Source organism: Chryseobacterium sp. SIMBA_038 (assembly GCF_046535115.1).
Classification (GTDB): Bacteria; Bacteroidota; Bacteroidia; order Flavobacteriales; family Weeksellaceae; genus Chryseobacterium.
Genome location: NZ_JAWRXH010000005.1, coordinates 187943 through 214936 on the forward strand (window position 1 = coordinate 187943; position 26994 = coordinate 214936).

At 32.9% G+C, this 26994-nt stretch carries 27 protein-coding genes; 23 read left to right on the forward strand and 4 right to left on the reverse strand.

What is annotated here, in order from left to right; translation table 11 throughout:
- Positions 1-67 precede the first annotated feature (67 nt).
- On the reverse strand, positions 68-640 hold the full coding sequence (locus SB689_RS15870) for a YceI family protein (RefSeq protein WP_410693063.1): 573 nt from the start codon (positions 638-640) through the stop codon (positions 68-70).
- A gap of 68 nt (positions 641-708) precedes the next feature.
- Entirely contained in the window at positions 709-1116 is a 408-nt protein-coding gene (locus tag SB689_RS15875) for a hypothetical protein (RefSeq protein WP_410693064.1), read from the reverse strand.
- A 61-nt stretch (positions 1117-1177) separates the two neighbouring features.
- Between SB689_RS15875 and radA the strand changes: the two genes are divergently transcribed.
- From radA to SB689_RS15890, 3 genes are all read left to right on the forward strand, one after another.
- Positions 1178-2527, forward strand: coding sequence for a DNA repair protein RadA (radA, locus tag SB689_RS15880; protein WP_066755071.1), 1350 nt, complete (start codon positions 1178-1180; stop codon positions 2525-2527).
- 86 nt (positions 2528-2613) lie between these two features.
- Complete coding sequence (locus tag SB689_RS15885; protein ID WP_410693066.1) at positions 2614-4161, forward strand: zinc-dependent metalloprotease; 1548 nt, start codon at positions 2614-2616, stop codon at positions 4159-4161.
- Positions 4162-4245: 84 nt separating this feature from the next.
- Positions 4246-4845 (forward strand): ACP phosphodiesterase, encoded by a 600-nt coding sequence (locus tag SB689_RS15890; RefSeq protein ID WP_410693067.1) that lies wholly within the window; start codon positions 4246-4248, stop codon positions 4843-4845.
- 588 nt (positions 4846-5433) lie between these two features.
- Here SB689_RS15890 and SB689_RS15895 read toward each other — a convergent pair.
- Both SB689_RS15895 and SB689_RS15900 read right to left on the reverse strand, forming a co-directional pair.
- On the reverse strand, positions 5434-5892 hold the full coding sequence (locus SB689_RS15895; RefSeq protein ID WP_410693068.1) for a DUF6702 family protein: 459 nt from the start codon (positions 5890-5892) through the stop codon (positions 5434-5436).
- A gap of 148 nt (positions 5893-6040) precedes the next feature.
- Positions 6041-9268 carry a S8/S53 family peptidase gene (locus SB689_RS15900; RefSeq protein ID WP_410693070.1) on the reverse strand — a complete coding sequence of 1076 codons (3228 nt, stop codon included), beginning with the start codon at positions 9266-9268 and terminating at the stop codon, positions 6041-6043.
- Positions 9269-9388: 120 nt separating this feature from the next.
- Here SB689_RS15900 and SB689_RS15905 point away from each other — a divergent pair, with 120 nt between their 5' ends.
- The 20 genes from SB689_RS15905 (at position 9389) to arr (ending at position 26953) form a co-directional block, all read left to right on the forward strand.
- On the forward strand, positions 9389-9967 hold the full coding sequence (locus tag SB689_RS15905) for a HupE/UreJ family protein (protein ID WP_410693072.1): 579 nt from the start codon (positions 9389-9391) through the stop codon (positions 9965-9967).
- A gap of 67 nt (positions 9968-10034) precedes the next feature.
- Positions 10035-12413, forward strand: a complete 2379-nt coding sequence (locus SB689_RS15910; RefSeq protein ID WP_410693073.1) for a M1 family metallopeptidase — start codon at positions 10035-10037, stop codon at positions 12411-12413.
- A gap of 153 nt (positions 12414-12566) precedes the next feature.
- Positions 12567-12845, forward strand: coding sequence for a co-chaperone GroES (gene groES / locus SB689_RS15915; protein ID WP_066755045.1), 279 nt, complete (start codon positions 12567-12569; stop codon positions 12843-12845).
- Between the two features lie 34 nt (positions 12846-12879).
- Positions 12880-13239, forward strand: a complete 360-nt coding sequence (locus SB689_RS15920) for a four helix bundle protein (protein ID WP_410693075.1) — start codon at positions 12880-12882, stop codon at positions 13237-13239.
- A 55-nt stretch (positions 13240-13294) separates the two neighbouring features.
- On the forward strand, positions 13295-14920 hold the full coding sequence (gene groL, locus SB689_RS15925) for a chaperonin GroEL (RefSeq protein WP_072410754.1): 1626 nt from the start codon (positions 13295-13297) through the stop codon (positions 14918-14920).
- Between the two features lie 88 nt (positions 14921-15008).
- The gene (locus SB689_RS15930) at positions 15009-16604 is read left to right on the forward strand and encodes an HD domain-containing protein (RefSeq protein WP_410693076.1); all 1596 of its coding nucleotides are present in this window, start codon (positions 15009-15011) and stop codon (positions 16602-16604) included.
- 325 nt (positions 16605-16929) lie between these two features.
- A complete protein-coding gene (locus SB689_RS15935; protein WP_410693077.1) occupies positions 16930-17253 on the forward strand; it encodes a hypothetical protein in 324 nt (107 codons plus the stop codon).
- Positions 17237-17938, forward strand: coding sequence for a TauD/TfdA family dioxygenase (locus SB689_RS15940; RefSeq protein WP_410693078.1), 702 nt, complete (start codon positions 17237-17239; stop codon positions 17936-17938). Before SB689_RS15935 ends, SB689_RS15940 begins: the two co-directional genes overlap by 17 nt.
- Before the next feature lie 48 nt (positions 17939-17986).
- Positions 17987-18445, forward strand: coding sequence for a hypothetical protein (locus SB689_RS15945; protein ID WP_410693079.1), 459 nt, complete (start codon positions 17987-17989; stop codon positions 18443-18445).
- A 38-nt stretch (positions 18446-18483) separates the two neighbouring features.
- Entirely contained in the window at positions 18484-20100 is a 1617-nt protein-coding gene (locus SB689_RS15950; protein ID WP_410693080.1) for an ankyrin repeat domain-containing protein, read from the forward strand.
- A gap of 77 nt (positions 20101-20177) precedes the next feature.
- Positions 20178-20912, forward strand: a complete 735-nt coding sequence (locus tag SB689_RS15955) for a hypothetical protein (RefSeq protein ID WP_410693081.1) — start codon at positions 20178-20180, stop codon at positions 20910-20912.
- Between the two features lie 65 nt (positions 20913-20977).
- Positions 20978-21475, forward strand: a complete 498-nt coding sequence (locus tag SB689_RS15960) for a hypothetical protein (protein ID WP_410693082.1) — start codon at positions 20978-20980, stop codon at positions 21473-21475.
- Positions 21476-21514: 39 nt separating this feature from the next.
- On the forward strand, positions 21515-22033 hold the full coding sequence (locus SB689_RS15965) for a hypothetical protein (protein ID WP_410693084.1): 519 nt from the start codon (positions 21515-21517) through the stop codon (positions 22031-22033).
- A gap of 390 nt (positions 22034-22423) precedes the next feature.
- Positions 22424-22960: a hypothetical protein gene (locus SB689_RS15970; RefSeq protein WP_410693085.1), complete on the forward strand. Its 537-nt coding sequence runs from the start codon at positions 22424-22426 to the stop codon at positions 22958-22960.
- Between the two features lie 233 nt (positions 22961-23193).
- Positions 23194-24042 (forward strand): metallophosphoesterase family protein, encoded by an 849-nt coding sequence (locus tag SB689_RS15975; protein ID WP_410693087.1) that lies wholly within the window; start codon positions 23194-23196, stop codon positions 24040-24042.
- A 20-nt stretch (positions 24043-24062) separates the two neighbouring features.
- Entirely contained in the window at positions 24063-24410 is a 348-nt protein-coding gene (locus SB689_RS15980; protein WP_410693089.1) for a hypothetical protein, read from the forward strand.
- Between the two features lie 52 nt (positions 24411-24462).
- The gene (locus tag SB689_RS15985; protein ID WP_410693091.1) at positions 24463-25014 is read left to right on the forward strand and encodes a bifunctional (p)ppGpp synthetase/guanosine-3',5'-bis(diphosphate) 3'-pyrophosphohydrolase; all 552 of its coding nucleotides are present in this window, start codon (positions 24463-24465) and stop codon (positions 25012-25014) included.
- A 39-nt stretch (positions 25015-25053) separates the two neighbouring features.
- Positions 25054-25755 (forward strand): hypothetical protein, encoded by a 702-nt coding sequence (locus SB689_RS15990; protein ID WP_410693092.1) that lies wholly within the window; start codon positions 25054-25056, stop codon positions 25753-25755.
- Positions 25756-25955: 200 nt separating this feature from the next.
- Positions 25956-26546: a hypothetical protein gene (locus SB689_RS15995; protein WP_410693094.1), complete on the forward strand. Its 591-nt coding sequence runs from the start codon at positions 25956-25958 to the stop codon at positions 26544-26546.
- Positions 26547-26548: 2 nt separating this feature from the next.
- On the forward strand, positions 26549-26953 hold the full coding sequence (arr, locus tag SB689_RS16000) for an NAD(+)--rifampin ADP-ribosyltransferase (RefSeq protein ID WP_410693095.1): 405 nt from the start codon (positions 26549-26551) through the stop codon (positions 26951-26953).
- Positions 26954-26994: the final 41 nt, after the last annotated feature.

The window sequence follows — 26994 nt, forward strand, 5'->3', positions numbered from 1 at the left end:
GGAATAAAATAAAAAGGCTTCCCAAGAATATTGAGAAGCCTTTTCTTAAACCAAATTTATATGAAAATTATTGCTTAGCTAACTCAAAATATAAGTTAACGTCAACGTCTTTAGCTACGCCAGCACCCGTTGGATCATATTTAATGTTATAATCTAAACGGTTAACCGTGAATTTTGTCTGGAAACCCATCACTTCTTTTCCCTGTTGATTCTTAGTAATTCCACCGTAAGTTACTGGAACACTGATTTCTTTAGTAACATCTTTAATAGTCAGTTTACCTTTTAAAGTGTATGTATTATTTTTTTCTTTTGTGATAGAAGTACTTTCAAAAGTCATTGTAGGAAACTTCTCAGCGTCAAAGAAATCTGCGCTTTGCAAGTGCTTATCTCTCATTTCTACACCCGTGTTTACAGAAGATGTTTTAACAAAGAAGCTAAACTCGGCTTTATCTAAACCACCCTCTTTACTAGCAGCCACTTTTCCGTCAAATTTATCGAATCTACCTTGTACAAAGCTGATTCCCATATGTTTGATATTGAAATTCACTGAAGAATGCATTGGATCTACTGCCCAAGCTGTTTGTGCAAATCCTACAACGCTTAGTAAAGCGAATACAAAAGTTAAGAATACTTTTTTCATTATATTTTATTTTAGATTAATCTTATGGCAAATGTAGGCAGTAAAAAACTACCTGACATTGATCTATGTTAGTTTTTGATTTTTGATGAATTTATTTTTGAATAGAGTAAATCAATAAGATACATTAAAAGTAATATGGCTAAAGAATTCCCATACATCAATATCCACAACATATTTTCATTTGTTGGATTTGAAAAATAAGAGAACGGATTATTTCCCGACACGATCAACATAAACAAGTAAATAACTTCATATAAAATCGCAATTCTTAGTATTGAATGATAACTTTTTCTAAAAATAATTACAGTTACCAATCCTATTCCTGTAATTATTGAGGTGAGAATTAGAATTAATATTGAATACATTCCGAAACTTCCACCGGGCAAATCTAAACTTCTCACCGACCAATCTGTACACTGAGCATTTAAAAGGCTCATTACAATAAATATTACCAAACTTATCAGAATATTTTTCATGTTTGAAAATTAACTAAAATTTCGGAAGAAAAATTCAAAAAAAAATCAAGAACTTCGCGGTATGGCAAAATTAAAAACAGCATATTTCTGTCAGAGCTGCGGAACACAGTATTCTCAGTGGATGGGACAATGCAAAAACTGTGGAGAATGGAATACTTTGGTGGAAGAAGTGGTAGAAAAAACCTCATCTAAAACACCTCCTTTTTCTAAAACAAAGCAACACGTCATTAATATTGTTGAAGTTGAAACAATAGAAGAACCCCGCATAAAAACACCTTCCGAAGAACTTAATCGAGTTTTGGGGGGCGGAATTGTCTTAGGTTCCGTTACCTTAATCGGCGGTGAACCTGGAATTGGAAAATCGACACTGCTTTTACAGCTTGCCCTGAAAATGAAGAAAAAAGTGTTCTATGTTTCGGGAGAAGAAAGTGCTTCTCAAATCAAAATGAGAGCCGACAGATTAACGGATGTTCAAAATCCGAACTGTTTTCTTTACACAGAAACTTCACTGGAAAAAATCCTTCATGAAGCTAAAAAACTAGAGCCTGATTTTGTTATAATTGATTCAATTCAAACATTACAGTCACAATTAATTGAAAGTTCGCCAGGAACTGTTTCTCAGATCAGAGAATGTTCCAACGAGATTATTAAATATGCTAAAGAAAATAACGTTCCTGTTTTTTTAGTCGGTCACATCACGAAAGACGGTCAAATTGCCGGACCAAAAGTCTTGGAACACATGGTAGATGTTGTGTTGAATTTTGATGGAGACAGAAATCACCTTTTCAGATTATTGAGGGCTAATAAAAATCGTTTTGGATCAACCGCTGAAATCGGAATTTATGAAATGGTTTCCCAAGGTTTAAAGGAAATTAAAAATCCATCAGAAATTTTAATTACTAAAAAATTCGAGGAGCTTTCCGGAAATTCTGTTGCCGTAACTTTAGAAGGAAACCGACCGATGCTTTTAGAAATTCAGGCATTGGTGAGTACTGCAGTTTATGGTACTCCACAAAGAAGCTGTACAGGTTTTGATGCTAAAAGACTAAATATGTTGTTGGCCGTTCTCGAAAAACGAGCAGGTTTCCAATTGGGCTCAAAAGACGTTTTCTTAAATATTACCGGAGGAATAAAAACTGACGATCCCGCTTTGGATCTTGCCGTTATTGCTTCTATTTTGTCTTCTAATGAAGATATTGCCATCTCAGAACATTTTTGTTTTGCTGGAGAAATTGGGTTAAGTGGTGAAATCCGCCCCGTTGCACAGGTCGAACAGAGAATTACCGAAGCAGAAAAGTTGGGCTACGAGGTTATTTTTGTTTCTAATCTTAATAAAATCGCCAAAAGAAAACACGGTATCAAAATTGAGGAAGTAAGTAAAATTGAGGATTTTCACGAAAGATTGTTTTAATCTTAAATAATCATCAAATAAATTCACTTTATGTTGAAATATTATGTTTATATTTAAGTATCCATAATCATAAAACTTAAAGAGACATGAAAACAAATTTTATTATTCTACTTGTTTGCTGCGTTAATTTATTGTCAGCACAGATCGGTGTTTTTCAAAATCCTATTAATGAAGGAAGTTTATCAGATGACCAGAAGATTACAAAAGAGCTTGCTTCGAGTTATATTTCGACGAAATATTATAAACAACCTACATTTAATTTAGATTCTGATCTCAAAATAAATTTACCTAATAATAAACAGATCACTGCAAAATTTGATAGAGCTTTAACTTACAGCAATAAAAGTGAATCTTACGTCTACAAAATTGAAAACGAACCACAATCCGATTTAGTATTCTCAAAATATGACAATATCGTAACTGGAATGTATGCTCCGAGTACCGGAGAAAAAGTGATGTTCCATCAAACAAATGGTGATATTTTCGCTTTATCTATGGTAAGTGACCAAAAAATTCTGGATCAGGATTCTAAAGATGACCAAATTTTAGACTCTACCCTTCCCGGATTCGGAAAAGTAAATTCTAATGTTTGCCTTTCAACAACTCCTGTTTGTGCAGCTTCACATGTTGACGTGATGGTTGTATACACTTCCGCGGCAAGAACTGCATGGGGCGGAGTTTCTCAGAGTAACTCTTTTATAGCGACTGCCATTACTAATTTTAATACCTCTTTAACGAATTCCGGTGTTTCTAATGTGACAATTAATCTGGTCTATTCCGGGGAGATCGCTTATACTGAACCCGGAAATATCAGCACAGATCTTTCGAGGTTAAGAACCAATAATGATGGGTATATGGACACTGTTCATACCTTAAGAACAACTTATGGAGCCGATTTGGTTGCTTTAGTTACCGGAACGCCAACCAATACCTGCGGACTGGGTTATGTAAATACAAACGCGACCAATTACAGCGGTGCAAACGGATTTTGTGTAAGTCTTTATAATTGTGCGGTTTCCAATTATTCATTAGCGCATGAATTGGGACATAATATGGGATTACAGCACGATTGGTATGTGAATACAAGCACGACTCCATGCAGTCATCATCATGGATATGTAAACAGAACAGCAATTAATTCCGGGACTTCGAGTACTTCTTCTCAGCGTTGGAGAACTATTATGGCTTACAATGATGAATGCTCAGCGGCTGGATTTAACTGTACAAGAGTTAATCGCTGGGCCAATCCAAGCGTCAATTATAATTCTGAACCTACAGGAATTGCCATTGGAAATACAAATCCATCCAACGAAGCTTACGGATTTTCACGTTTTGCATGTGTGGTTTCTAACTTTATGCCAACGGCTTCACCAGATGTTTTATCCACCTCAGAAACGCTTCCTAATGTAAAAGAATTTACATTATATCCAAATCCGGCAAAAGATGTAATTACCATTTCGTTACGAGACAATGAAAGGTATTCATTTAAAATATTTAATAATGCAGGACAGCTTGTTCAAACAACTGCTGAAAGAAGTATTAATTTAAAAGGATTCAATTCCGGAGGATATTTTTTAAATATTTATGATGAGAAAGGATCATTTGTAGGAAGTAAAAAATTTATCGTTAAATAATTTTTATAGAATTAAACAATCAAAATCCTCCGAATAAAATTAAAATACTCGGAGGATTTTCAATTTTAAGCCTTATCTTGTAGTATGAATTATCTGGCTCATTCTTTTCTCACTTTTTCGGACGGACAAATCGTCGGACAGTTTCTGGAAGATTTTATCCGAAACAAAGACCGTTTTTCTTTTCCTAAAGATATTCAGGACGGAATTACCCTGCACAGAGCTATTGATACTTTTACTGATGCTCACCCCGCATTGCATGAGGCTAAAAAAGTTTTCAGCCCGTTGGTGAGATTGTATTCCGGGGCGTTTGTAGATGTTTCGATGGATTATTTTTTAGCGAATGATTTAAGCTTAAATTCTCTTCAAGGCTGGAAAGAGCATTCTTTACGAGTATACCGAGTTCTTAACGAAAATGAAAAATGGCTTCCCGAAAATTTCAAAAGAATGCTCGTGAAAATGGAACATGATGACTGGCTTTATAATTATCGTGAAAATCAGGGAATTAAATTCAGTATTCAAAACGTTCTTAATAAAGCAAAATATTTAGATAAAGACCTTCCTGTTTTCGAATTATTTCTTCAAAACAAAAAGATCCTTCAGGAATGTTATGATGCATTTTTTCCGGATCTACTGGCTCATGCACAAGCTGTCAATGCACAGCTAAAAACAGAAAATCCATTTTAATGATAAAAATAAAAAACACTTACTGCGGTAAGTGTTTTTCAATGTTTGGGAACATTTATGTTGTTTTGTGTTAGTAGAATTATTGTGCCTGAAAAAATAGTTGTTTATTCTTATAATTAAAAATGGTGTTTGAAAATTGTTTTATAAAGGATTTTTTAATCCCTAGTTGAACAAATGTTATACTACTTTGCCGAAGCCGTATGAGTACGTGATAAAATTGTTTAAGTTTCATGACAAGTTTATTTAAGTTTCTTTTTATAATTGATAAAATACAATTTTTAATAGCTTCATTAATCTACGACCACAATGAGACTAAAACTATATTTTAACATAAAATAGCAATTTATATATAAAATTAATCGTTTTATGTTGAGACAAATATAATATTTTTTATTTAAAAGACAAGGATTAATAATAAGTATTAATGATAATTAATAAGAACCTCATAATCAACATATATTTAGTGCAATAAGTTAGAAAAAGTAAAATATTTCCTTTTTCAAGTCGATTAATTATAGAATTTAATCCCCAACTTATCGTTTACATCATGAAAACCTTTTACAATAATTATTTAATGTAAATATTCATTTAAAACTGTTGAAACAGGTATCTGTTAGGATAAACAAGCTTTTCGCTTTTACGATTTCCATTGACAATGATATGAACGATATTGATTTGATCATCAAATAAATTATACAGAAAACTTACGGCTGCTTCCACTTTTTTAGGAGAAGTAAGCGTCTCGGATTCTAAGAAAACATTTACGGATTCGCTATCTTCTTCATAGCCGACATAATTTACTTTTAGGAATTTGTTGTCAGATTTTAACCTAAAATATTCAGCACTGTAATTTTTTAAAGCTTCATTAAGTTGAGCTTTGTATTTTTCATCATTAAAACGCAAAGGTTTTCCATATTTTTTAGATAAACCATTTTCCAGATCATCAAGAAAAAAACGTCCGGTGATTTCAAAGGTTTTTGATTTTGAGTTGTAATTGATTTCCACAGAACCTACATGATAAGGATGGAATTCTCCCTTAGTCTTCAAATCATGGGATTTAACGGAAAACAACAGAGAAAGCGCTACAAACAAAAAATTAAGCTTCAAAAACATTGATATGAAATTATTTAAACAAATATAAAAAAAAGTGACAGTTATTAGCTGCCACTCTTTAATTGTAAAAATTATTGTGATCTTATTCTTTAATGATCTTTTTTACTACTTTAGAATTATTGTCTAACGTAATTGTGAATACGTATGTTCCGCTTACAAGATCAGAAACATTGATTTTATTAGCAGTAGCGCTAATATCTACGTTTCTCACAAGCTTACCGGAAGCATCGTGTATTGTTACCCCAGCTTTAGAAGCTTTACCTAAAGTTACATTCACGAAGTTCTTCGCAGGGTTAGGATATACATTGATATCAGCGTTGTCTTTGATATCATTCACTCCTAAAGTTACAGAGTTTGTTTTCACAAAATAACCTCCAAATCCTGTTGTCTGGAAGCTTACTTCCCAATATTGATAGGTTTCATTCCAAACAATATCAGCAACATTCACAGCAACCGGAGTTGCAGCACTTCCGAAAGAAGCGATTGTTCCTGTATTACTTGCACTTGTTCCTGTATATTTTTCAACAATAAGATTAGCTTTGTTTGCATTATCTGTGCTTGAAGTTGGTAATTTAACCGCATTTGTAAGGTTATAAGCATCAAATTCTGCTTGCTTGAAGTATAATGTCACTTTTCCTGTTGCCGTTGTTGCATTAGCTGCAGGATTCATTTCAAATCTTCTTGAAACATAGTTTGGCTGAGCGTTATCTACCCAAACTTTAGAAGTAACATTTCCTGTTACGGTACTTGCCGTTTCTTTTTCTACTCTTGAAATTAATTGACAGTTATTCACAAAATAATTGTATCCCGTTGCAACCGGAGCCAGTTTTGTTTGATTTGCTGTTGCTAAAACTTTAACCTCAGCTACATTTTCATAAACCGTTGCTCTCATTTTAAGATCGAATGTTCTTGCCGTCCAAGTCGTTCCGTCTGTAGATGTTTTTGATCTGTTATTGACTACAACAGATTCGTTTTTCATGGCAATTCTTCCGCTCAATCCATTAACAACGATATAGAAATCTTTACCCGTAACGGTTTGAATATTTAAATCTGATAAATTAACGTAGTTCCAAGTAAATCTCTGGATATCATTTACCCAAGAAGAAACTGTTTTAGTTGCAATAATATCGCCCGGATTTCCGTTGGCATCTACTTTTCTTACCTGAATATCAACCGCCATATCAGCAGGAATTGCAGAAGTACCCGTAAGGAATGAGAAACCTCCCAATTTACCGGTTAATGTTGGTGTATAACGAACTGCTAATGCTGTATTATCAAAGAAATTATTGTTTTCTGTATTAGCAATAATGAAAGGTTCATCATAAGTAACTGTTTCAAAATTTGATTTTACACAGTTTAGCTCATCTGTAACCGCTTTATAAATATCAAGTTTACCAAACCCCCATCTTGGATTTGGCACAGCACCTGTTACACCGTCTTGTCTTGCATTAAGAGTCAGTCTGCTTTTTACTGCAGCCGCTGTTAACGTAGGATTAGCCTGAAGCAATAACGCAACCGCCCCTGCAACACCCGGTGAAGACATACTCGTTCCTTGATTTTTCACATAATACGTCGTTCCATTAATAATATCTGTAGCTCCCGGTGCAGAATTGCTGGATCTTACTGAGATCACATTTTGTCCGGATCCTGTAATTTCAGGCTTTTGAAAGCCATCAACTCTCGGTCCTTGTGAACTAAATGATGAAATTGATTCCTGAGGAGTAAGCGTGTAATAACCTCCTGCTGAAGTATACCAACTCGCTCTTCCCATATAAGACGCTACCGTAATTGCGCTTGATGCATTTCCTGGTGAACCGACAATATATTCATTATTCCCATCTGTCAGCGTAGTTGCTACACCTTGGCTATACAACCAGCCATGTGTTGTTATCTGCTGAGTTCCGTTATTGGTGATTTCTAAAGTATAAGTACCTTGGGCATTTGTAGTTCCGCTTGGTCTGCTGACAACTAACTGCACATATCTTTTATTATTATCCGTACCCCAATAATTATACATTGTAGCCGTTAATCCACCTCCTAAAATATTAAAAGTATTTGTTGTTGTAATATTAGAAGTATACTGCTGACCGTCCGGTGCCGTAAGCTTTGCTGTAACCGGAGAATCATCATTAGCATACATTAAAAATGAAAATATAGATGCTGCAGAAGTATTACTTGCTACTGTAAAAGTATAATTCTGAGTCGCATTAGGTGCAATATTAACGGTTTTATGGATATTTCCACCGTAATCATTACCCGCAGAGATCACTACGACTCTACCCGGACCTGAAGCTGTAAAAGCATTTACTGCAACTTCATGGCTTCCTGTACCGTCGTGAGCAGAACCTTGACCACCGATACTCATATTCACAACAATAGGCTTGTTTAAAGCTGTTGCTACGTTTTTAAAATAAGTTAAAGCATTAATGGTATTCGTCGTTGGAAAAGATCCGTTACCTCCTTTTACAAAAACAATATCTGCTCCGGGAGCAAAACCTTTATGTCTTTTATCGGCAAAACCAGATCCGTTTCCGGCAGCTGTTCCGGCAACGTGAGATCCGTGACCGTTGGTATCATTTTCACGGACAAAATTGGTTGGTGAGCCGTCCAATTCATCTTCAATCTGAGCTCTTGTATATTCTACTCCTGTAGCAAAACCGGCAGGCGAAGTTTCTGATCCCTGAGGTGTTAATGTCTGATCCCAAATTGAATAAATTCTACTTTTCGTCTGATCTGTAGCTCCCCTGAAATCTGGATGTTTCCAATCGATACCCGTGTCATACACTCCAACCAAAACTCCAGTTCCCACATATGAAGTATTATTAAAAGCTCCATCCTGTAAAAGACTTGCTCCGGACTGTGCTCTGCTTACATCATTATGAAGAATATCAAAAGTCGGAGCCATCACAGAAGTTACGTATGGAAGCTGAGTCAATTTTTCAATATCGTCTATGCCTACCAGTGCGGTCACGAAATTAGGAAGCTGACTTTGGACTAAAAATCCATCAGCTTTTAATTTTTCCGGCGTTTTTGTATAAATAATACAAGAGTACATGGTTTGTGCTCCTTTCGAAGTTACAACCAAGTGTTTATCAAGCTGCATTTCAGGACGATCGAAATCTTTAATTTCAATTCCTTTTGATACTTTATCTTTGTTTTTCAACAAAATTTCGAATCTAGAGTCTAATTTTTGAACCTGCCCAAACATTCCGTAAGAAGAAAGACCAAGAAAAACAGCAGCTACATTTCTTAAAGTATTCTTTCCTGTAAAGGGAATATGTACTTTTGTAAATAATAGTTTTAAATCCATGTTGCGTAATTTTTTATCATTACAATTATACAATTTTTATTTATTTTACAGCTAATTAACAGACATTATTATAATTAAATCACTTTAAACGTCAAATAATTATTTAATTTATTACAATTTATGCAGGACTTTATCTTTTACCTAAAATTAGGCTGGGAACACATTATTTCTCTAGATGCTCTCGATCATCAACTTTTTGTTTTAGCCTTAATAGCAATCTATTCTTATACTGATTGGAAGAAAATTCTGATCTTGGTAACTGCATTTACCATTGGACATTCTATTACTTTAGCTTTAAGTATTTTAGATATTGTAAGAGTTTCTTCAAAATGGGTTGAATTTTTAATTCCCGTGACGATTGTTGTGACTTCATTAGGCAATATTTTAATGAAAAATAAAAAGAACGGCTTAATGAAGATGAACTATTATTTAGCTCTAATTTTCGGTTTGATCCACGGAATGGGTTTTGCGAATACGGCAAGAGTAATGATTGCAAAAAGTCAAAGCATCTTCTTCCCGCTTTTAGGCTTTAATATCGGTTTGGAATTGGGACAGATTGTGATTGTTTTTGCTATATTAATCATATTATTTATTTCACTTAAAATATTCAAAATCAATAAAAAAGACTGGATATTATTTGTTTCATCCGGAGTATTTGCACTCTCTTTAAAAATGGCTTTAGAAAGAATTCCTTTTTAAGCCTGAAACATTTTCAAGTTTTCAACTACTTATTATTATATTTGATAATTCTTAAACAAATTCGGTCATGAAACTAAAAGTAACGCTACTTTCTGTATTCACATATGTAGGTTTAACTGCACAAAATATTCAAAATAATCCGGGAAGCAATCACGGAAACAGGTTTGAGCAATTAGGAACAATTCTTCCTACTCCCAATATCTACAGAACGGCTTCCGGAGCTCCGGGACACGGATATTGGCAAAACAGAGCCGATTACAACATCACTGCATATCTTGATGAAGATAAAAGGAATTTAAAAGGTTCCGAAACCATCACATATTACAACAATTCTCCCGATGACCTGGATTACATTTGGTTGCAATTAGATGAAAATCAACAATCAACTGTAAAGAAAGCAGATTTTCAGTTTTCTTCTACCCTGCCGCAATCAACCAATGATCAGCAATTAAAAGTTTCTGAACTTCCTGTAAAAGATAACGGTTATGGAGTAAACCTTGAAAAAGTAACCGATGCATCAGGAAATCCTTTAAAATATACAGTAAATCAAACCATGATGCGTATTGATTTACCTAAAACATTAAAAAAAGGAGAACAACTTATTTTTAAAGTAGATTGGAATTATAATATTCCCAACCGTATAAAAATGGGCGGTCGTGGCGGTTATGAAAACTTCGCAGAAGACGGAAATGATCTTTACACAATGACACAATGGTATCCGAGAATGTGCGTTTACAGTGATTTTCACGGATGGCAAAACCATCAATTCACGGGAAGAGGTGAATTTGCTTTAGTTTTTGGAAATTTTAAAGTTTCAATGAACGTTCCTGCTGATCACATTGTAGGCGGAACCGGAGAATGTAAAAACTACGATCAGGTTTTAACATCAGATCAATTTGGTAGATATAGAAAAGCTGAAAGTGCAAACGAGCCAATAGAAATTGTTACGTTGGATGAAGCTAAAAAAGCTGAAAAAAATCATTCAAAACAAAGAAAAACATGGAATTTTGAGGCGAATGATGTAAGAGATTTTGCTTGGACTACCTCCAGAAAATTTGTTTGGGACGGAATGCGTGTAATAATTCCTGAAAACAATAATAAAGTAATGGCCATGAGTTTCTATCCAAAAGAAGCTTATGCTTTGTACAGAAAATATTCAACGAAAGCGGTTGCGCATACGATTAAAACATACTCAGAATTTACAATTCCTTATCCGTATCCTGTTGCACAATCTGTGGAAGCTGCGAATGGAATGGAATATCCGATGATTTGTTTCAATTTCGGAAGAACAGAAAAAGACGGAACGTATTCAGAAGGTACAAAAAATGGAATGATCGGAGTAGTGATTCACGAAGTTGGTCACAATTTTTTCCCGATGATCATTAATTCAGACGAAAGACAATGGAGCTGGATGGATGAAGGATTAAATACTTTTACCGAATATTTAACGGAAGAAAAATGGGACAATAAATTCCCCTCAAAACGTGGTCCGGCTTGGACGATCGTTGATTACATGAAGCTTCCGAAAGATCAGTTGGAACCTATCATGAGTAATTCTGAAAATATTATTCAATTTGGACCGAATGCCTATTCTAAACCTGCAACCGGATTGAATATTCTTCGTGAAACCATCATGGGAAGAGAACTTTTCGACAAAGCGTATAAAACCTATGCTAAAAGATGGGCTTTCAAACATCCTGAGCCTGCAGATTTTTTCAGAACAATGGAAGATGCAAGCGGTGAAGACCTAGATTGGTTCTGGAGAGGCTGGTTTTACGGAACCGATCCTGTAGACATCGCTATTGATAAAGTGACCATTGCAACTCCGGATTTAGATGCAATTCCAATGGCAAAAGAAGAAACTTATACGGTTGATAAGCCTTTACAAAACGAATTTCAGGATATTTCGAAAATCAGAAATAAAGAAGATAAAAACATCACTTTTGATGTAGAAAAAGACAAAAGCCTTCAGGATTTCTATTATCGTTATGACAGAGGTCAGGAAAAAGTAGACAACAGCAAAACGTATACTTTAAAGAAAGATGAAAATGCAGCTTTAGATTCTAAAGACAAGGATAAATTTAAAAATATCACAGCCTATCAGATTGATTTCGTCAATAAAGGCGGATTGGTAATGCCGGTCATTCTTGAATTTACGTTTGAAGACGGCACAAAACTGTACGATAAATCTTCTGCCCAAATTTGGAGACAGAATGAAAAGAAAGTTTCGAAGACATTCTATTTTGATAAAAAATTAAAGTCAATTCAACTTGATCCGATGAGAGAAACGGCGGATATTGATACTTCAAATAATGTATGGAGTAATGACGGAAGTTCTGCAACAAACTCAAAATTCCAATTATTTAAACAAAAACAAGACGGCCCGGTAAGAGGAGGCTCAAATGGAAAGGTAAATCCGATGCAGGCCGCCGGAAAGAAAAGCTAACAATAATTTTTAAAAAGTATTCAGACTCTGGATACTTTTTTTTCTGCCAAAATTTCACATCGCGGAATAAAAGTCTGCCAAAAATTTCGTTTCAGATGCTTGGCACGTATTTAGAGAATTACAACACAGAAATAATTAAAAATTAAATATATTATGTCAGTAAACTTTAAACCATTAGCAGACAGAGTTTTGATCGAGCCGATCGCTGCAGAAACTAAAACAGCTTCAGGTATTATTATTCCAGACACAGCAAAAGAAAAACCACAAGAAGGTACAGTAGTAGCAGTAGGTCCAGGGAAAAAAGATGAGCCTACAACTGTTCAAGTAGGTGACAAAGTTCTTTATGGAAAATATTCAGGTTCTGAATTAAAATTAGACGGAAAAGATTACTTAATCGTAAAAGAAGGAGATTTATTGGGAGTAATCGGATAAAAAGCAGTAGGCATTAGGCTATAAGCAATAGGCAATGAGAGACTACAAAAGATATGATACTTGGAAAATTGCCCATGAGTTGGTAAAAGAAATTTATATCATTTCTGAAGGCTTTCCAAAATCTGAACTTTTTGGTTTGACATCTCAAATAAGAAGATCATCGGTCTCCATTCCAACAAATATTGCAGAAGGCTGCGGAAGATCTACAGACAAAGAATTTGCAAGATTTTTAGAAATAAGTATTGGTTCAACAAACGAAACTGAATATTTACTTTTCCTTTCTTGTGATTTGGGTTTCACTTCCGAAGACAAATTATTAAGCCTTAATCCTAAACTGAATTTAATCAGACAAAAACTTATACAACTTAGAAAAAAATTATTAATTAATAATTAACAGCTTAGAGGCAAAAGCTTACTGCTTAAAGCCTAAAGCTTAAAGCTTTAATATTATGGCAAAAGAAATAAAATTCGATATTGAATCAAGAGACGCTTTAAAAAGAGGGGTTGATGCATTGGCTAATGCAGTAAAAGTAACGTTAGGACCAAAAGGAAGAAACGTTGTTATTGAAAAATCTTTCGGTGCACCTCACGTAACTAAAGACGGTGTGTCTGTTGCAAAAGAGATCGAACTTGAAGACAGAGTAGAAAATATGGGAGCGCAAATGGTAAAAGAAGTTGCTTCCAAAACTAATGATATCGCAGGAGATGGTACTACTACCGCTACTGTTTTGGCACAGGCTATCGTAAGAGAAGGTCTTAAGAACGTAGCTGCCGGTGCAAACCCAATGGACTTAAAAAGAGGTATCGACAAAGCAGTAACTGCTGTTGTTGCTAACCTTAAAGAGCAGTCTAAGCAAGTTGGTGATTCTACAGAAATGGTGAAGCAAGTAGCTTCCGTTTCTGCTAACAATGACGAAACAATCGGATCTTTGATCGCTGAAGCTTTCGGAAAAGTTGGAAAAGAAGGAGTTATCACTGTAGAAGAAGCTAAAGGTATCGATACAACAGTAGACGTTGTAGAAGGTATGCAGTTTGACAGAGGTTACCAGTCGCCATATTTCGTGACTAACCCTGAAAAAATGTTAGTTGAACTAGAAAATCCATACATTCTTTTAGTTGAGAAAAAAATCTCTTCAATGAAAGAATTACTTCCAGTTCTTGAACCAATCGCACAAAGCGGAAAATCTTTATTAATTATTTCTGAAGAAGTTGAAGGTGAAGCTTTGGCTACTTTAGTAGTAAACAAATTAAGAGGTTCTCTTAAAATTGCTGCTGTAAAGGCTCCAGGATTTGGAGACAGAAGAAAAGCAATGTTGGAAGATATCGCTATCTTAACAGGTGGACAGGTTATTTCTGAAGAGCAAGGTTTCACAATGGAAAACGTATCTCTAGATATGTTGGGAACTGCTGAGAAAGTATCTATCGATAAAGACAATACAACGGTTGTAAACGGGGGTGGTGACGAAAGCAAGATCAAAGGTAGAGTTAGCCAGATCAAAGCTCAAATGGAAACTACAACTTCTGACTACGACAGAGAAAAACTACAGGAGAGATTGGCTAAATTAGCTGGTGGTGTTGCCGTACTTTACGTAGGTGCAGCTTCTGAAGTTGAAATGAAAGAGAAAAAAGACAGAGTTGATGATGCATTGAACGCTACGAGAGCAGCTGTTGAAGAAGGTATCGTTGCAGGTGGTGGTGTTGCTTTTGTAAGAGCAATCTCTGCTTTAGCTGATCTTACAGGAATCAATTCTGATGAAACTACAGGTATTAAAATCGTAAAAAGAGCGATCGAAGAGCCATTAAGACAAATCGTTGCTAACGCGGGAGGTGAAGGTTCTGTAATCGTTGCTAAAGTTGCTGAAGGCAGCGGAGACTTCGGATACAACGCTAAAACTGACGAGTATGTAAACATGCTTGAAGCAGGTATCATCGACCCAACTAAAGTAACAAGAGTTGCCCTTGAAAATGCAGCTTCTGTTGCAGGAATGTTGTTAACAACTGAATGTGTAATCACTGAAGTTAAGAGTGCTGAACCTGCTATGCCAATGGGAGGTGGAATGCCGGGAATGATGTAATAGCGAGTCGCTAAGACAATTTAATATACTATCCGCTCTGCTTTTTGTGGAGCGGTTTTATTTTCAAAACTAAAAACTATAAACATAAATGAAAACAGGGAAAATTTTAGATCCAATACATGGATTAATCGAAATCACAGAAATTGAAGAATTTATTATTAATCAAAAGATTTTTGGAAGATTAAGAAAAGTCAAACAAAATACACTATTAAATTATATTTTTCCAGGAGCAAATCACACCAGATTCGAACATTCAATTGGTGTTATGCATTTAGCAGAAATCATTTTCAATAAATCTAATGAAAATGTAGAAACAACTCATTTAAAAGGACAAAAATATAATAAAGGTAAAGAATATGACACGCTAAAAGAAATAATAAACGATGAAAATATTTTTAAAACCACTCTTCAAGAACTTAGAATAGCAGCGCTACTACATGATGTTGGGCATGGTCCTACATCACACAAATTTGATTCCTTTACTATTACTGGGAATGAATTGATTGCCCTTTTAAAAGAATCAAAATATCATACAGATTTATTTAATGATATTAAGGATTACATAGATAAAAAAGAATTAGGCGATAAAAAAATAGCACATGAATTAGTCTCTTGTATTTTCATAATTAAAATCATTCATGAACTTAAAGATAATATATATTTTACAGATTATTCATTAAATATTATAGAGAATATTAATGTTAAAAATATTCTTAAAATGATTGATCCTGAGTTCTTACCGAATTATGATATAAGTTTCAATGGAAAAAATTGTACTGATTATTTTAATTCGATTATTGCTGGTTTTCCCTTCGATGCTGATAGAATGGATTATTTATATCGTGATAGTTTTTATTCAGGAGTTAAATATGGTTTTTTTGATCAAAGCAGGATTTTAATGTCATTATTACCTGTCGAGCATAAAGGAAAGTTAACTTTAGGAGTTAAAAGTAGTGGCCTAGATTCTGTGATAAGATTTATTCAATCAAGAAATCACCTCTACAATCAAGTTTATTTTCACAAAACAAATTCTGCTACGAATTCCATGTTAGATTTTGTTTTTAGGGAAATACCCAAGAACGCCATTTTTGATGAAATTTTAACTTATGAAGATTTAGAAGATTTTTATTTTATAAATGGGGATGAATATTTTTTAAACTTCACCATGAAAGATAAATTACAAAAACATGGATGTGACATTCCTAATAAAGGTTGCAATGAAAATGACGTTTTAGATGAACTTTTAGAAAGGAATTTGTGGAAGAAAACTAAAGAACACAGACAAAATGTGATACTTTCAGATTTAGAACTTAAAAATATCAAAGATATTAAAGATTATGAAAAGAACTTAAAAGCAAAATTTAAGTTATTACATTTCGATTCCGACAAACTAACGAGACTAAAAGAGAAATTAGAGGCGGAAGGAATATTTATACAAGAAAATTACTCTGAAAATATTGGATTAAAAGGAATAAGTAAATCTAAAATGGTATTAATTGATAGAGATAATGAAAACAAAACAAGGAATGATTGGAATAGGGTTAATGATGAATTAAAGTTCTTGAGCCAAACTAATGTTTTTATTAAAAGAATATATGTAAGAAGAACATTTGATACCGCCCAAAAATTTATTGATATTACAGATAAAATTAAACATTATATGCAAGAATTAGGTATGGATTAGTTTCAAATAATATTAATAACCCCGCTGCGCAAAGTCTCCTGACTTTGCGTGATTAAAATAAAAAACACTCCCCTTTTAAAATATGCTCCAAAGTCCGGAGACTTCGGAGAGCGGCTGTGTAATCACTGAAATGAAAATCGCAGGACTTGGGATGGAATGCCAAGAATGATGTACCAGCGAGTCGCTAAGACAATTTAATATATAAACCGTTCTGCTTTTTGTGGAGCGGTTTTTATTTATTAAATAATCCATCATCTTCATTCAATATTATTTTTTCACAATTTTTTCTTAGTTTAGTTTTATAAAAAAATTATTTATCCAAAAAATGAAAATTGAATTATTAACAGAACTTTCATTTGAAAATGAAACTCCTCCAGAAATTATAGAGATTGATCTCGATGAAAATTTATCAATTGGAGAACTCTTTTCCAAAATCCATGAAATAACAAAAATTCCTCCATATAAAGAATTAAGATGGAATAACAATGTTGAAAAAATATCTTGCAGGTATTATTATAAATCTGGAATCGAAATTGATGATTATACTATAATTATGAATTTAGATGAACAAATAGATAGCTTTCCTAAATATGGATCTAGTGGAGAATTATTGTTATATATAAATGGAGACCATGGACTTGCCAATTAGTTATAATTGGGGACACAATTTAAAATACCTAGAAATAGCAAAAAAATTACATCAAGAAAGTTCTTTGATAGTTATAAATGAATTCCCTCTAGATGACAATGAATTACAATTATTTATTAATCATTTAGGCTCCATCTTAAAAGAAAGTCGAAATAACAATGCTGAAGGGGTATTTGATGTAAAGATAGCGCGTCAGAATAATTTTTTCACATCAATTGCAAATTCAAATTTAGCTTTTCCTTTACATACTGATTGTGCTGATTTTGATTCAGTTCCGAATACTATAGGTTTATTATGTGTTGAACCTGCAGATGAAAATCAAGGTACAAATAACTTCGTGTACCTAAATACTTTACTAAACCATTTATCAGAACATGCAAAACAAAAACTTTTAAATAAAAAATGGAAATTTAGAAATCAGGAAAAAAGTATTTTACAAAAAGAAAACGGAATTTACAAAATCTGCTATGATAGAATTACCATGGAATCCTTTTCAGAACTTAGTAGAGATGAAATTGAAGAATTAAATAATCTTGATAAAATTTTTAAAGATCTTTCCTTTAAAATTAAACTAAAAAAAGGAGACTTGATCTTATTTAGAAATGATTTAATGTTACATGGGCGAGATGAAATTGATATTAATTCAAAGAGGTTGATTAAAAGAATCAGATTTAATATTAATTAAAAATTTCACCACTTCGCAAAGCAAAAACACTTAATAATCAACAATTTTATGTTCAGATTTCACGTTTTAATAACTGCAGGTCTATTTTTATTTTTAACTAATTGCAAAGATAATTCTAATGCTGTTAAATATAATGTTGGTCAAGAATGGAACTACAAAACCCGTCAAGGAGAAGAAAATTCTACCTTGAAAATTTTAAAAATAGAAGAATACCTACAACACGGAAAGGTCATTCATATTTCAATTGCCGGATTGAAAGTAGGAAATCCTAACTCAAAGGAAGGGATCGCAGAAGAATTCACACACATCCCAATTTCAGAAAAAGCTCTAGATGAAAGTGTTACCGAATTAAAAAGTGAAAAATCTAAAATACCAAAATATATTGAAGGATACTCTTATTGGAAAAAGGAATTTGATAAAGGGCAAGCTGGAGTATTCTCAATTCCTGTATCTGAAATTGTGAACTCAATGGAAGAAGCAATTCTAACCGGAAATGGTGTTGAATAAAACTCAGGCTCCCGCTCCCACAAAATGACACTGTAATAATGAATATTTATCAGACAGACCATACAAAAACGCCAGAAATCTTCACTCTCATTAAAGAGAATAAAAACGAAGATGCTAAAAGATATTTAAAGCAAAATCCATCCGAAGTATTTCTTAAAGGCTGGATGGACGATACCCCTTTGCATATTGCTTCGATAAGCGGGAATTTTGAAATGGTGAAATATTTGGTCGAAAATGGGGCTAAAGTAAATGCCGAAAGAAGTGGGAAATTTATAACACCTTTATGCTGGGCAGACAGTCTGGAAATAGCCCAATATCTTCTTGACAATGGAGCAACAATGAATGATAAGGAACTTTATTTAGCAACAAGCCGGGATAAAGTTGATATTGTTGACTTACTGTTATCTAAAGGAGCAAAGATTGACAATACTGAACCTCAATATTTAGCCTGTAAGAGCATCCAGTGTATAAAAATTTATCTTGAGTACAACATAAAAATAGATGGCTGTGATAACTTCAAAAACAACCTGTTACATAAATTATCTTGGCTGAACCTTCCGGAAGTTTTTGACTTTGCCTACAATAATGGCTGTCCCTGGCAAAAAGATATTGGCGGTCAAACACCATATTACTTAGCTAAGCAAGGGCTAAGAGAAAATATACTGAAGCATTTTAAGGAAAAGTATTCAGATTTGATATCGCACCAGACTATAAACGTCCCGACAGATAATTACGAATTCGAAAGCGTGTTTTTTCTTAAACAAAGTTTAATTAGCTCGAATTGTTTTATTGGCTTAACAAATAATAATAAACTTATAAAGTATGTATTGGATAATGAAGAACTTCGAATTGACAGAATTGCAGCAATAGATATTTCACACAGTAGGAATTTCAGCTTTGATAAAAATCGTAATATAGTAATCCCAACGGCAGACAATAAGATACTAATAGTTGACCAAATTACATTCCAACTACTATATTCAATTGAACTTGAAAACGGCTTAGACTTAGACCAGATTGAATATTTACCGCTAAAAAAAATATTTATCGGAAGTTCTCAAAAGCGTGAATTGGTCTTGCTTTCAGAAGATTATAAGATCATTAAGAGATCTGAAGCGGAATACGGAACTATTCGAGCCAAAATAAGTCAGGATAACAGTATGGTTTCATTTTTAAGCTATGATCAGGAAACATTCTATACGCTATACAAAATTGATGATGATTTAAACATTTCATATATTGATAGTTTTTTCAAAGATTGGAATAATGCTTCAAGTGGTTTTTGCTTCCATCAAAATGATTTTGCTATTTCATTTCCTTATGTCGTAGAATATTATTTTTTTAAGAAAGGAAAACTAAAAAAACTGTGGAAAATTGACATCTCAAAATATCAATCGAAACACAATCACAGCTGTTTATCAATTATAGACGATAATACAATTGTTGTTGGAAAAGGAAAAATGTTATTGATTATTGACATCTTTCATCAAATTATAAATTATGAGCTGAAATTAGAGTTATCTGCTGAAATAAAAGACTTATATTTAGATAGAGACAAAGAAAATCTATTTATTTCTACAGACAAAGAACTCAAAGTGATACGACTAAAAGAAAAAAACTGGGCACAACAAGGTATTAACAAATTCAAGAGTTAACAGCTTCAATTTTTTGAATACTAAAAATGCCAACAATCACAACCTTAGCAATAATATAAACAAAAATAACAATACAAATGGGATATTGGTGCACACTACATTTATTTGACGACAAAAAATTTCATAAGGAAATAGTTCCTACATTAAAAGGAGAAACAGGAGACTTAATAGCTGATTGTCAGGAATTCTTAAAATCTCATGTTATCGGAGGCACAGCTCGTTTGTCTAAACAGGAATTAGAAAAACTTGTTAATAAAACTATTAAAAATATTGTTTCCATATCAAACTCATTAGACAAAAGTTTTAGAATAAATACTGAGTACCAAAAAGTACAAAAATACGATGCCCAGTTGGCATTTTTTGATACGCTAGAAGGATATTATGATTTTTGTAAATTTTTTGAATATTATATCTTTAAGACTTGCGCAGATTTTTTCCCCCATTTACCACTTGGAAAAGGTGGAGTAATGCGGAATTTTGACATTTCTGTAAAAGCATTGTCAGATTCAATCCTTGGAGAACTTGATAATTGGAACGATTTTTTTTGTTATTATGGAACAGGAATTACCAATTGGATGTCTCATGAAGATCTTCAATATCTTTATCTGGACAAGGAAAATTTGAAGTATGAAGATAGTGAAAGAGCAAAAGTCTTTCTTTCACTTCTTGAAGTAGCACATAGTAACCAACTTGGCTTTATTACAGGTGTCGATATGAATGAAGATATATTGGAATTACTACCAAATAATAAGACCGTAAAATCCGAAACTTGGACCTTGGAAAATTCCTCCGAATTATTATGGAAGCGATAAACTGATCTTACGGATTTACAATAAAGATGCCCAATGTGGACATCAATTTAATAAAAAACAAAACCATGAATTTCATAAAAAACAATTTATCAGAATCTAAAAAGAAAATAAACGTAGCTTTAACCTTTAGGATTTATGAATCTGATATAAAAAGTTCTGAATTTGCAAATTTTAAAATTGTGGATTTTTCTGACGTTCTTCTAAAAAATAATTATCATCCTTCAAAAGATTCCGAGCTGAAGATACTTGAATACCTCTCTAAAGAGATTATTAACTCGGAAGATAATATTGTAATTTACAACACTGGATCAAGTCTTGAAGATTTTGATACCATCTCAGAAATGTTAAAACCGCACGAATTAATCATCAACAATATTTTAGTACCCAACGAATCTAAAAGACAACAACAACTTGCTGATGGACAAAAAGCCTATAGAGATCATAGTCGTTGGCTTAATTTTTATCCCGGAGAAATTGAAGAGAATCATAAGTACTTTGCAGAGAAAATTAAAACCTTAAAAGCAAAATATCAAAATACTGAAACTAAAATATTGGAAATATAAAATAGTAGCTTAAAAACTTCAGCGGTAAGTTTACAAACCATGAGTAAAAAACAATTATTTCATATTATCTGGACAACCTATAATGAATATCCTGTATGGAATAAAAATGGCAATTGGCAAAAGCTTGTTGAGATTTATACTGAATTACAAAAGCATAATATAAGCTATAACTTATCACATGAACTACCAATCGGCTCTGTAAATAAGAACTCAAAAAGTGAATGGCTTCTATTAAATGAAAAATCGATAAACCAATTAAAGACTGATATTGAAAAGCTTTGCCAAGAGAAAAATGATAGAATTATTGACGGACTAGAAATCAAAATGCTTAATATTAATAAATCAAAAGTCGAAATATTATTATTTTCCGATATACAATCAATTACTCAAAAAGTTTCAAGACTAAAAAGTAGAACATCAACACTGTTAAGCTTACAATATCCAGAGAAGTTTGTTGGTAAAGGAACTTGGGGAAAAGGGTTTTGGTGTTCAAATATTTTAAACAAAGAAAATTTAGCTATATCAATAATAAAAAATAGTCTCCCCGTTGATATTTAGGGATGATATCAATATTGGAATACTAAAAATTACATCAGCTCACTTCCTATTTGTAATCTGTAACAAAGAAAAACATTTAACCTAAGTCAATAATTTATAAATACAAAAATTGAAAACTGAATTATTAAGAAACTATTACTAATAATTTGAATACATACTCAAATTTGGGAATTTATAAGTTATAACCTATATTTGGGAGATTTTTAAAAAAAAACAAACTAATAACACTAGAATTCTTAAATTATAATCATAAAAATTATTCGTTCATTTTCGAAAGACTCTACTGTTATAAAAAAATTATTGAAATCTTTAAGTGAAAATCAAAAAAATCAGCATAAGGAAAGAATAAAAAAAACTAAAATACTAATAAACATTTTTAAATAAAAAACAATGACCAAAAAATTAAAGTTAGCAATTGTATTATTAATAACAGTTGCAAGCATGAATATGAATGCTCAAAAGAAAGCACCCGCAAAAGCTGCTAAACTAGATACTGAAACCAAAACTGCAAAACCAAGCAAACAGGAAACTATGGACTGGATAGCAGAGAAATGGAAAGAAAATTTGGGTCAAAACAGAGTTGTCATTTCTTACAAAAACGGAATCTTTGTTCTTAGAAGGAATTATGTGGGAGCAGGATATTGTGATTTCACGTATGACTTTAATAAGATAACAGGAATGAACAATGAGTATTCTGATGATTTTTATATTTTTGGAAAACAAATGACATCTATACACTGTGATAATGAGGCACCAGGTTATGTTGAATACAAAGAATACCTCTCAATAAGCGGTCCAAATTACAATGACTATGGAGCACCATTCATATTTACGACTCAACAAGCCTTGGTTGAAAGATTAAAGAAAGCTTTTACTACTTTAATTGAATATAATTCTGCAAAGAAAGATTCTGGAGAAGCTTTTTAAAATTGGTAAGTCATAAAAATACCTTACAACATCGGCTTGTTATAAGCAAAATAGATGAAAGTAAGTAAACATTCGTACTCATTATTTTCAAAATATTGTATTTATCAAGCCGATTAGCCATTGCTAAATCGAATAACCCCGAAAATTTAATTTAATAAGAAATTGATTTTTTAATCACGATCTATCCCGATAAAAACGAGAAGTATTAGTGTCCATCTGAAACAAATAAAACCATGAAAATTGCCCTTTTTTCCGACATTCACGGCAAAATACTATTACCTTTCAAACTGGTTGATTTATACCAAAAAGAAACAGGCAACACAATTGATTTCATATTACAATGCGGAGATATGGGGGCTTACCCTATCATCGAAAACCTAGATAAGGCAACAATAAAACATGCACAATATGACAGAGATGAACTTGGGTTTCACGACGACTTTACAAAAACAAATCAAGAAATCAAGGCATTTTTAGACAAGCTTAATATCAATATGATTTGTGTTCGTGGAAATCACGAAGACCACGATTTTTTAGACAATTTGGAAAAGGAAAATTTACAAAACAGCCTGTTTCCTATTGATACTTATGGTCGAGTATTGGTCTGCAAATCGGGTTTACCACAAAAACTAGAAACTAAAAATGAAGTATTAACTTTTGTAGGTATTGGAAGAATCGGCGACAGAAAAGGAAGAACAGAAAAACGGTTTATTCAGGATTACGAAAGAAAGGAAATCAAAAAACTTCTAAAAACAAAAGACACTTTTGATATCTTAATTACTCACGACAAAGACGGCAGCGGCGATCAAGGATATGGAATGACCGAACTCAGAGAGGTGCTAGACAATGTAATTTTTCATTACCATTTTTACGGGCACACGGGAGAACCCTTCAAACAGGAGACTGATTTCAACGGAATAACCCAATCCATCAAAATAAAGGAACTCGAATTTAATGAAACCGGAATTTTAGAAAAAGGTTGTATGCTCATCCTTACAAAAGAAAACGGAGAATTAAGCGTAGAAATTGTTGACCAAAATTTAACTAATAAAATGACAAAATTTAACTGGAAATCTCAGTAAACCAATTATCATTTAATTAAATGGAAGAACAACTTACACATCTCGTAGTGAATTGGATCGACATAGACTCTAATGTTATTTTGGTAGGAGCCACCGATAATGAAAGATGGAAATGGGACACAGATTTCGGAATGTCCGGTGCGGATGCAAAGTCTATTGTTTGGGTTACCTTAACAAATAACGGTAAAGGCTATGCTGTTTCTGAGGACGCTCATTTTTTCTGCTATCCCGGAGATCCTACCCGATCTCTCGCCATGTCAAATATAATTGGATTATTTGAAATCGCCTGGACAATCAAAAATGAAAATATTGATGATATAAATGCCAGAGAAAGATTCTTCGGAAAAATTGTCAAAGGAGCTATTTAAGCTCTAAAAAAATGTTCTAAATAAAATTACTATTAAATAAAATCACAGAAAAATGACTGATACTATTACAATTGACGATCTGCAAAATATATGGCAAAAAGTAAGTATTTTGCATAGCGGACAAACCTACGGTGGACAAAAGAAGAACGAGAAAATTGAATACATCAATCATATTGGCAGCGTGGTATTTGAAATCATAAACGCTTCTAAAAACACTTCCGATTTTAATACAGATCTAGCTGTAAAATGTGCGTTTTTGCATGATACCATAGAAGATACAAATTTCAGTATAGAAGATCTTGAAAAAGAATATGGACAAGAAGTTAAGGAAGGCGTTCTTGCATTGACAAAAAACACAGAACTTGAAAAGAAGCATCAAATGATTGATAGCTTAAACCGAATAAAAGCACAACCCAAAGAAGTCTGGGCCGTTAAAATGGCAGATAGAATTTGTAATTTATATGCCCCACCCTATTATTGGAACGAATCCAAAAAAGAAAAATATGTTGAGGAAGCAAAAATTATTTACGAATATTTAAAAGAAGGGAATCAGTATTTAGCAAAAAGGTTATCCGAAAAAATTGAAGCTTATAAAAATAAATGATCTCATATTGTTGGTAATTATTAAAAAACTAAAAAACATATGACAGAAATAAAAAACGACATTTTTGAAAACACTGAAGAAATAATAAATTGGACATATCCGGGAGCAACACTATATTATAAAGATTGTGACTTAAAGCCTTCTATCGCCGAAAAATTCACGGAAGGCCAACTCATTAGAAACGGATTTTTCCTTGATGTAAGCGCTAGAGGAGGTGGAATTAAATTTAATACACGATTTTTAATTGCATCTGCAAAAGCAGCAAATTTATATGAAGTAAATCCTGACAATGAAAGGTTTGGTCATTGTTGTTTAAACCTTGACAGTTATTTCAAAGTACTTGATATTTATAAACTTGAAGGTAAAACTCAGATTTTTTTGCTGCACATCCCTTCAAAAGGTTTAAAATATTTTGAGAGCGTAACCTCAAATTTGGATGAAGATTTTATAAAAAAAGCAAGACAAAGTTTTGATAATAAAATACGCATGGAACCTATAAGTGATTTGCTAGAACCATTTTGGCTAAAAAGAACAAACTTCCCGGTTGGAATGAATGCTTCTGACAAATTTTTCCCTCTAACATCTATCTCCACCGTTACAAAAAATGAAAAACCTTTGTATAGTGCAATTAAAAATTTGACAAAAGATAATAGTGAAATTAATATTCCTGCACCATTTTTCAGCGAACAGAAAGCTGAATCCAAAATCAGTCTTTTTTTGAAAAATATATTGGGAAAATAAATAACAGACTACGACTACTTTATATTGAATTTTAATACAAATTAAAACGCAAACCAATTTATAATTTCTGCAAAAGACTATTCTCCACACTGAAGCATGAGTCTTAATTATGCTTAATAAAAAACTCTCAAAATAATATTAAACCGTTCCAATTTCCAGAACGGTTTTCTTTATTTTTACACCTCAAAAGAAAATAAAACATGAAGAAAATAGAAACAAAAATCGATGAAGCATTTAAAAATACCTTTCTACTTCCGAGAGAAAAAGTACTAACAGATTTCTTGGTTGATGTTTTAAATTCAAAATATAAATTTAGAGAAGATGATCAAAAAATTGAAGTGATCAGCTTATATTATTATGCTTCAAGTCCTTTAAGCTTTTTATTTGCTTTACCGAATTACGAATATTATTCTCCGGATAAAACGATTCAGATTGCAGAACTGCATTTGAAAGAACATTCTTTTGAGGATTATTCTTATATTGATGTTCAGGAATTATGCAAAAGAGTTTTGAATGAAAATAGTATCGATTATTCCGTCTATCTCGATGAAGATAATCAATTGGATTACGCAAATTATTGGGAAAATCAGTTTGGTCTGGAAAGTGATTTCTTAATGAACTGCTGGAGAAATGCAAAAGAAAAAACACAGTCTAAAATGATCGGATTTTTAGAATCTTCCGACGCCGGAGGCGGATTGTTTGATCTGGATAATGGCTACGACGTTCCTTTTGATGTTGACGTTGATGAATATCTGCAATCTCAAGGTTTTACTATTAAAAAAGAAATTTAAAAATGAGCACAACTCCCCCAACCTATTACCACGGCACAAAAGCAGATCTAGAAATTGGCGACCTTATCGAAGTCGGTTTCACTTCAAACTACGGAACACAGAGAAAAGCAAAATACATCTATCTTTCCGCAACGTTGGAAGCAGCAACTTGGGGTGCAGAATTAGCTTTTGGTGACGGAAAAGAAAGAATTTACCTCGTAGAACCAACCGGCTCGATTGAAGATGATCCTAATCTGACAGACAAAAAATTCCCAGGAAATCCTACAAAATCTTACCGTTCTCAATACCCTTTCAAAGTAGTTGAAGAAGTTGAAAAATGGCAAGGACATTCGCCAGAGCAACTCAAAACAATGAAAGATCATCTTCAAAAATTAAGAGAACAAGGAATTGAAGCAATTGAAGATTAATTACAATTACACAGAAAACAATATTAATTTGAAAGTCCCGA

Coding starts and splice junctions, on each gene's coding strand:
- SB689_RS15870 (WP_410693063.1), bottom strand. CDS start 640: ATGAAAAAAGTATTCTTAACTTTTGTATTCGCTTTACTAAGCGTTGTA.
- SB689_RS15875 (WP_410693064.1), bottom strand. CDS start 1,116: ATGAAAAATATTCTGATAAGTTTGGTAATATTTATTGTAATGAGCCTT.
- radA (WP_066755071.1), top strand. CDS start 1,178: ATGGCAAAATTAAAAACAGCATATTTCTGTCAGAGCTGCGGAACACAG.
- SB689_RS15885 (WP_410693066.1), top strand. CDS start 2,614: ATGAAAACAAATTTTATTATTCTACTTGTTTGCTGCGTTAATTTATTG.
- SB689_RS15890 (WP_410693067.1), top strand. CDS start 4,246: ATGAATTATCTGGCTCATTCTTTTCTCACTTTTTCGGACGGACAAATC.
- SB689_RS15900 (WP_410693070.1), bottom strand. CDS start 9,268: ATGGATTTAAAACTATTATTTACAAAAGTACATATTCCCTTTACAGGA.
- SB689_RS15905 (WP_410693072.1), top strand. CDS start 9,389: ATGCAGGACTTTATCTTTTACCTAAAATTAGGCTGGGAACACATTATT.
- SB689_RS15910 (WP_410693073.1), top strand. CDS start 10,035: ATGAAACTAAAAGTAACGCTACTTTCTGTATTCACATATGTAGGTTTA.
- groES (WP_066755045.1), top strand. CDS start 12,567: ATGTCAGTAAACTTTAAACCATTAGCAGACAGAGTTTTGATCGAGCCG.
- SB689_RS15920 (WP_410693075.1), top strand. CDS start 12,880: ATGAGAGACTACAAAAGATATGATACTTGGAAAATTGCCCATGAGTTG.
- groL (WP_072410754.1), top strand. CDS start 13,295: ATGGCAAAAGAAATAAAATTCGATATTGAATCAAGAGACGCTTTAAAA.
- SB689_RS15930 (WP_410693076.1), top strand. CDS start 15,009: ATGAAAACAGGGAAAATTTTAGATCCAATACATGGATTAATCGAAATC.
- SB689_RS15935 (WP_410693077.1), top strand. CDS start 16,930: ATGAAAATTGAATTATTAACAGAACTTTCATTTGAAAATGAAACTCCT.
- SB689_RS15940 (WP_410693078.1), top strand. CDS start 17,237: ATGGACTTGCCAATTAGTTATAATTGGGGACACAATTTAAAATACCTA.
- SB689_RS15945 (WP_410693079.1), top strand. CDS start 17,987: ATGTTCAGATTTCACGTTTTAATAACTGCAGGTCTATTTTTATTTTTA.
- SB689_RS15950 (WP_410693080.1), top strand. CDS start 18,484: ATGAATATTTATCAGACAGACCATACAAAAACGCCAGAAATCTTCACT.
- SB689_RS15955 (WP_410693081.1), top strand. CDS start 20,178: ATGGGATATTGGTGCACACTACATTTATTTGACGACAAAAAATTTCAT.
- SB689_RS15960 (WP_410693082.1), top strand. CDS start 20,978: ATGAATTTCATAAAAAACAATTTATCAGAATCTAAAAAGAAAATAAAC.
- SB689_RS15965 (WP_410693084.1), top strand. CDS start 21,515: ATGAGTAAAAAACAATTATTTCATATTATCTGGACAACCTATAATGAA.
- SB689_RS15970 (WP_410693085.1), top strand. CDS start 22,424: ATGACCAAAAAATTAAAGTTAGCAATTGTATTATTAATAACAGTTGCA.
- SB689_RS15975 (WP_410693087.1), top strand. CDS start 23,194: ATGAAAATTGCCCTTTTTTCCGACATTCACGGCAAAATACTATTACCT.
- SB689_RS15980 (WP_410693089.1), top strand. CDS start 24,063: ATGGAAGAACAACTTACACATCTCGTAGTGAATTGGATCGACATAGAC.
- SB689_RS15985 (WP_410693091.1), top strand. CDS start 24,463: ATGACTGATACTATTACAATTGACGATCTGCAAAATATATGGCAAAAA.
- SB689_RS15990 (WP_410693092.1), top strand. CDS start 25,054: ATGACAGAAATAAAAAACGACATTTTTGAAAACACTGAAGAAATAATA.
- SB689_RS15995 (WP_410693094.1), top strand. CDS start 25,956: ATGAAGAAAATAGAAACAAAAATCGATGAAGCATTTAAAAATACCTTT.
- arr (WP_410693095.1), top strand. CDS start 26,549: ATGAGCACAACTCCCCCAACCTATTACCACGGCACAAAAGCAGATCTA.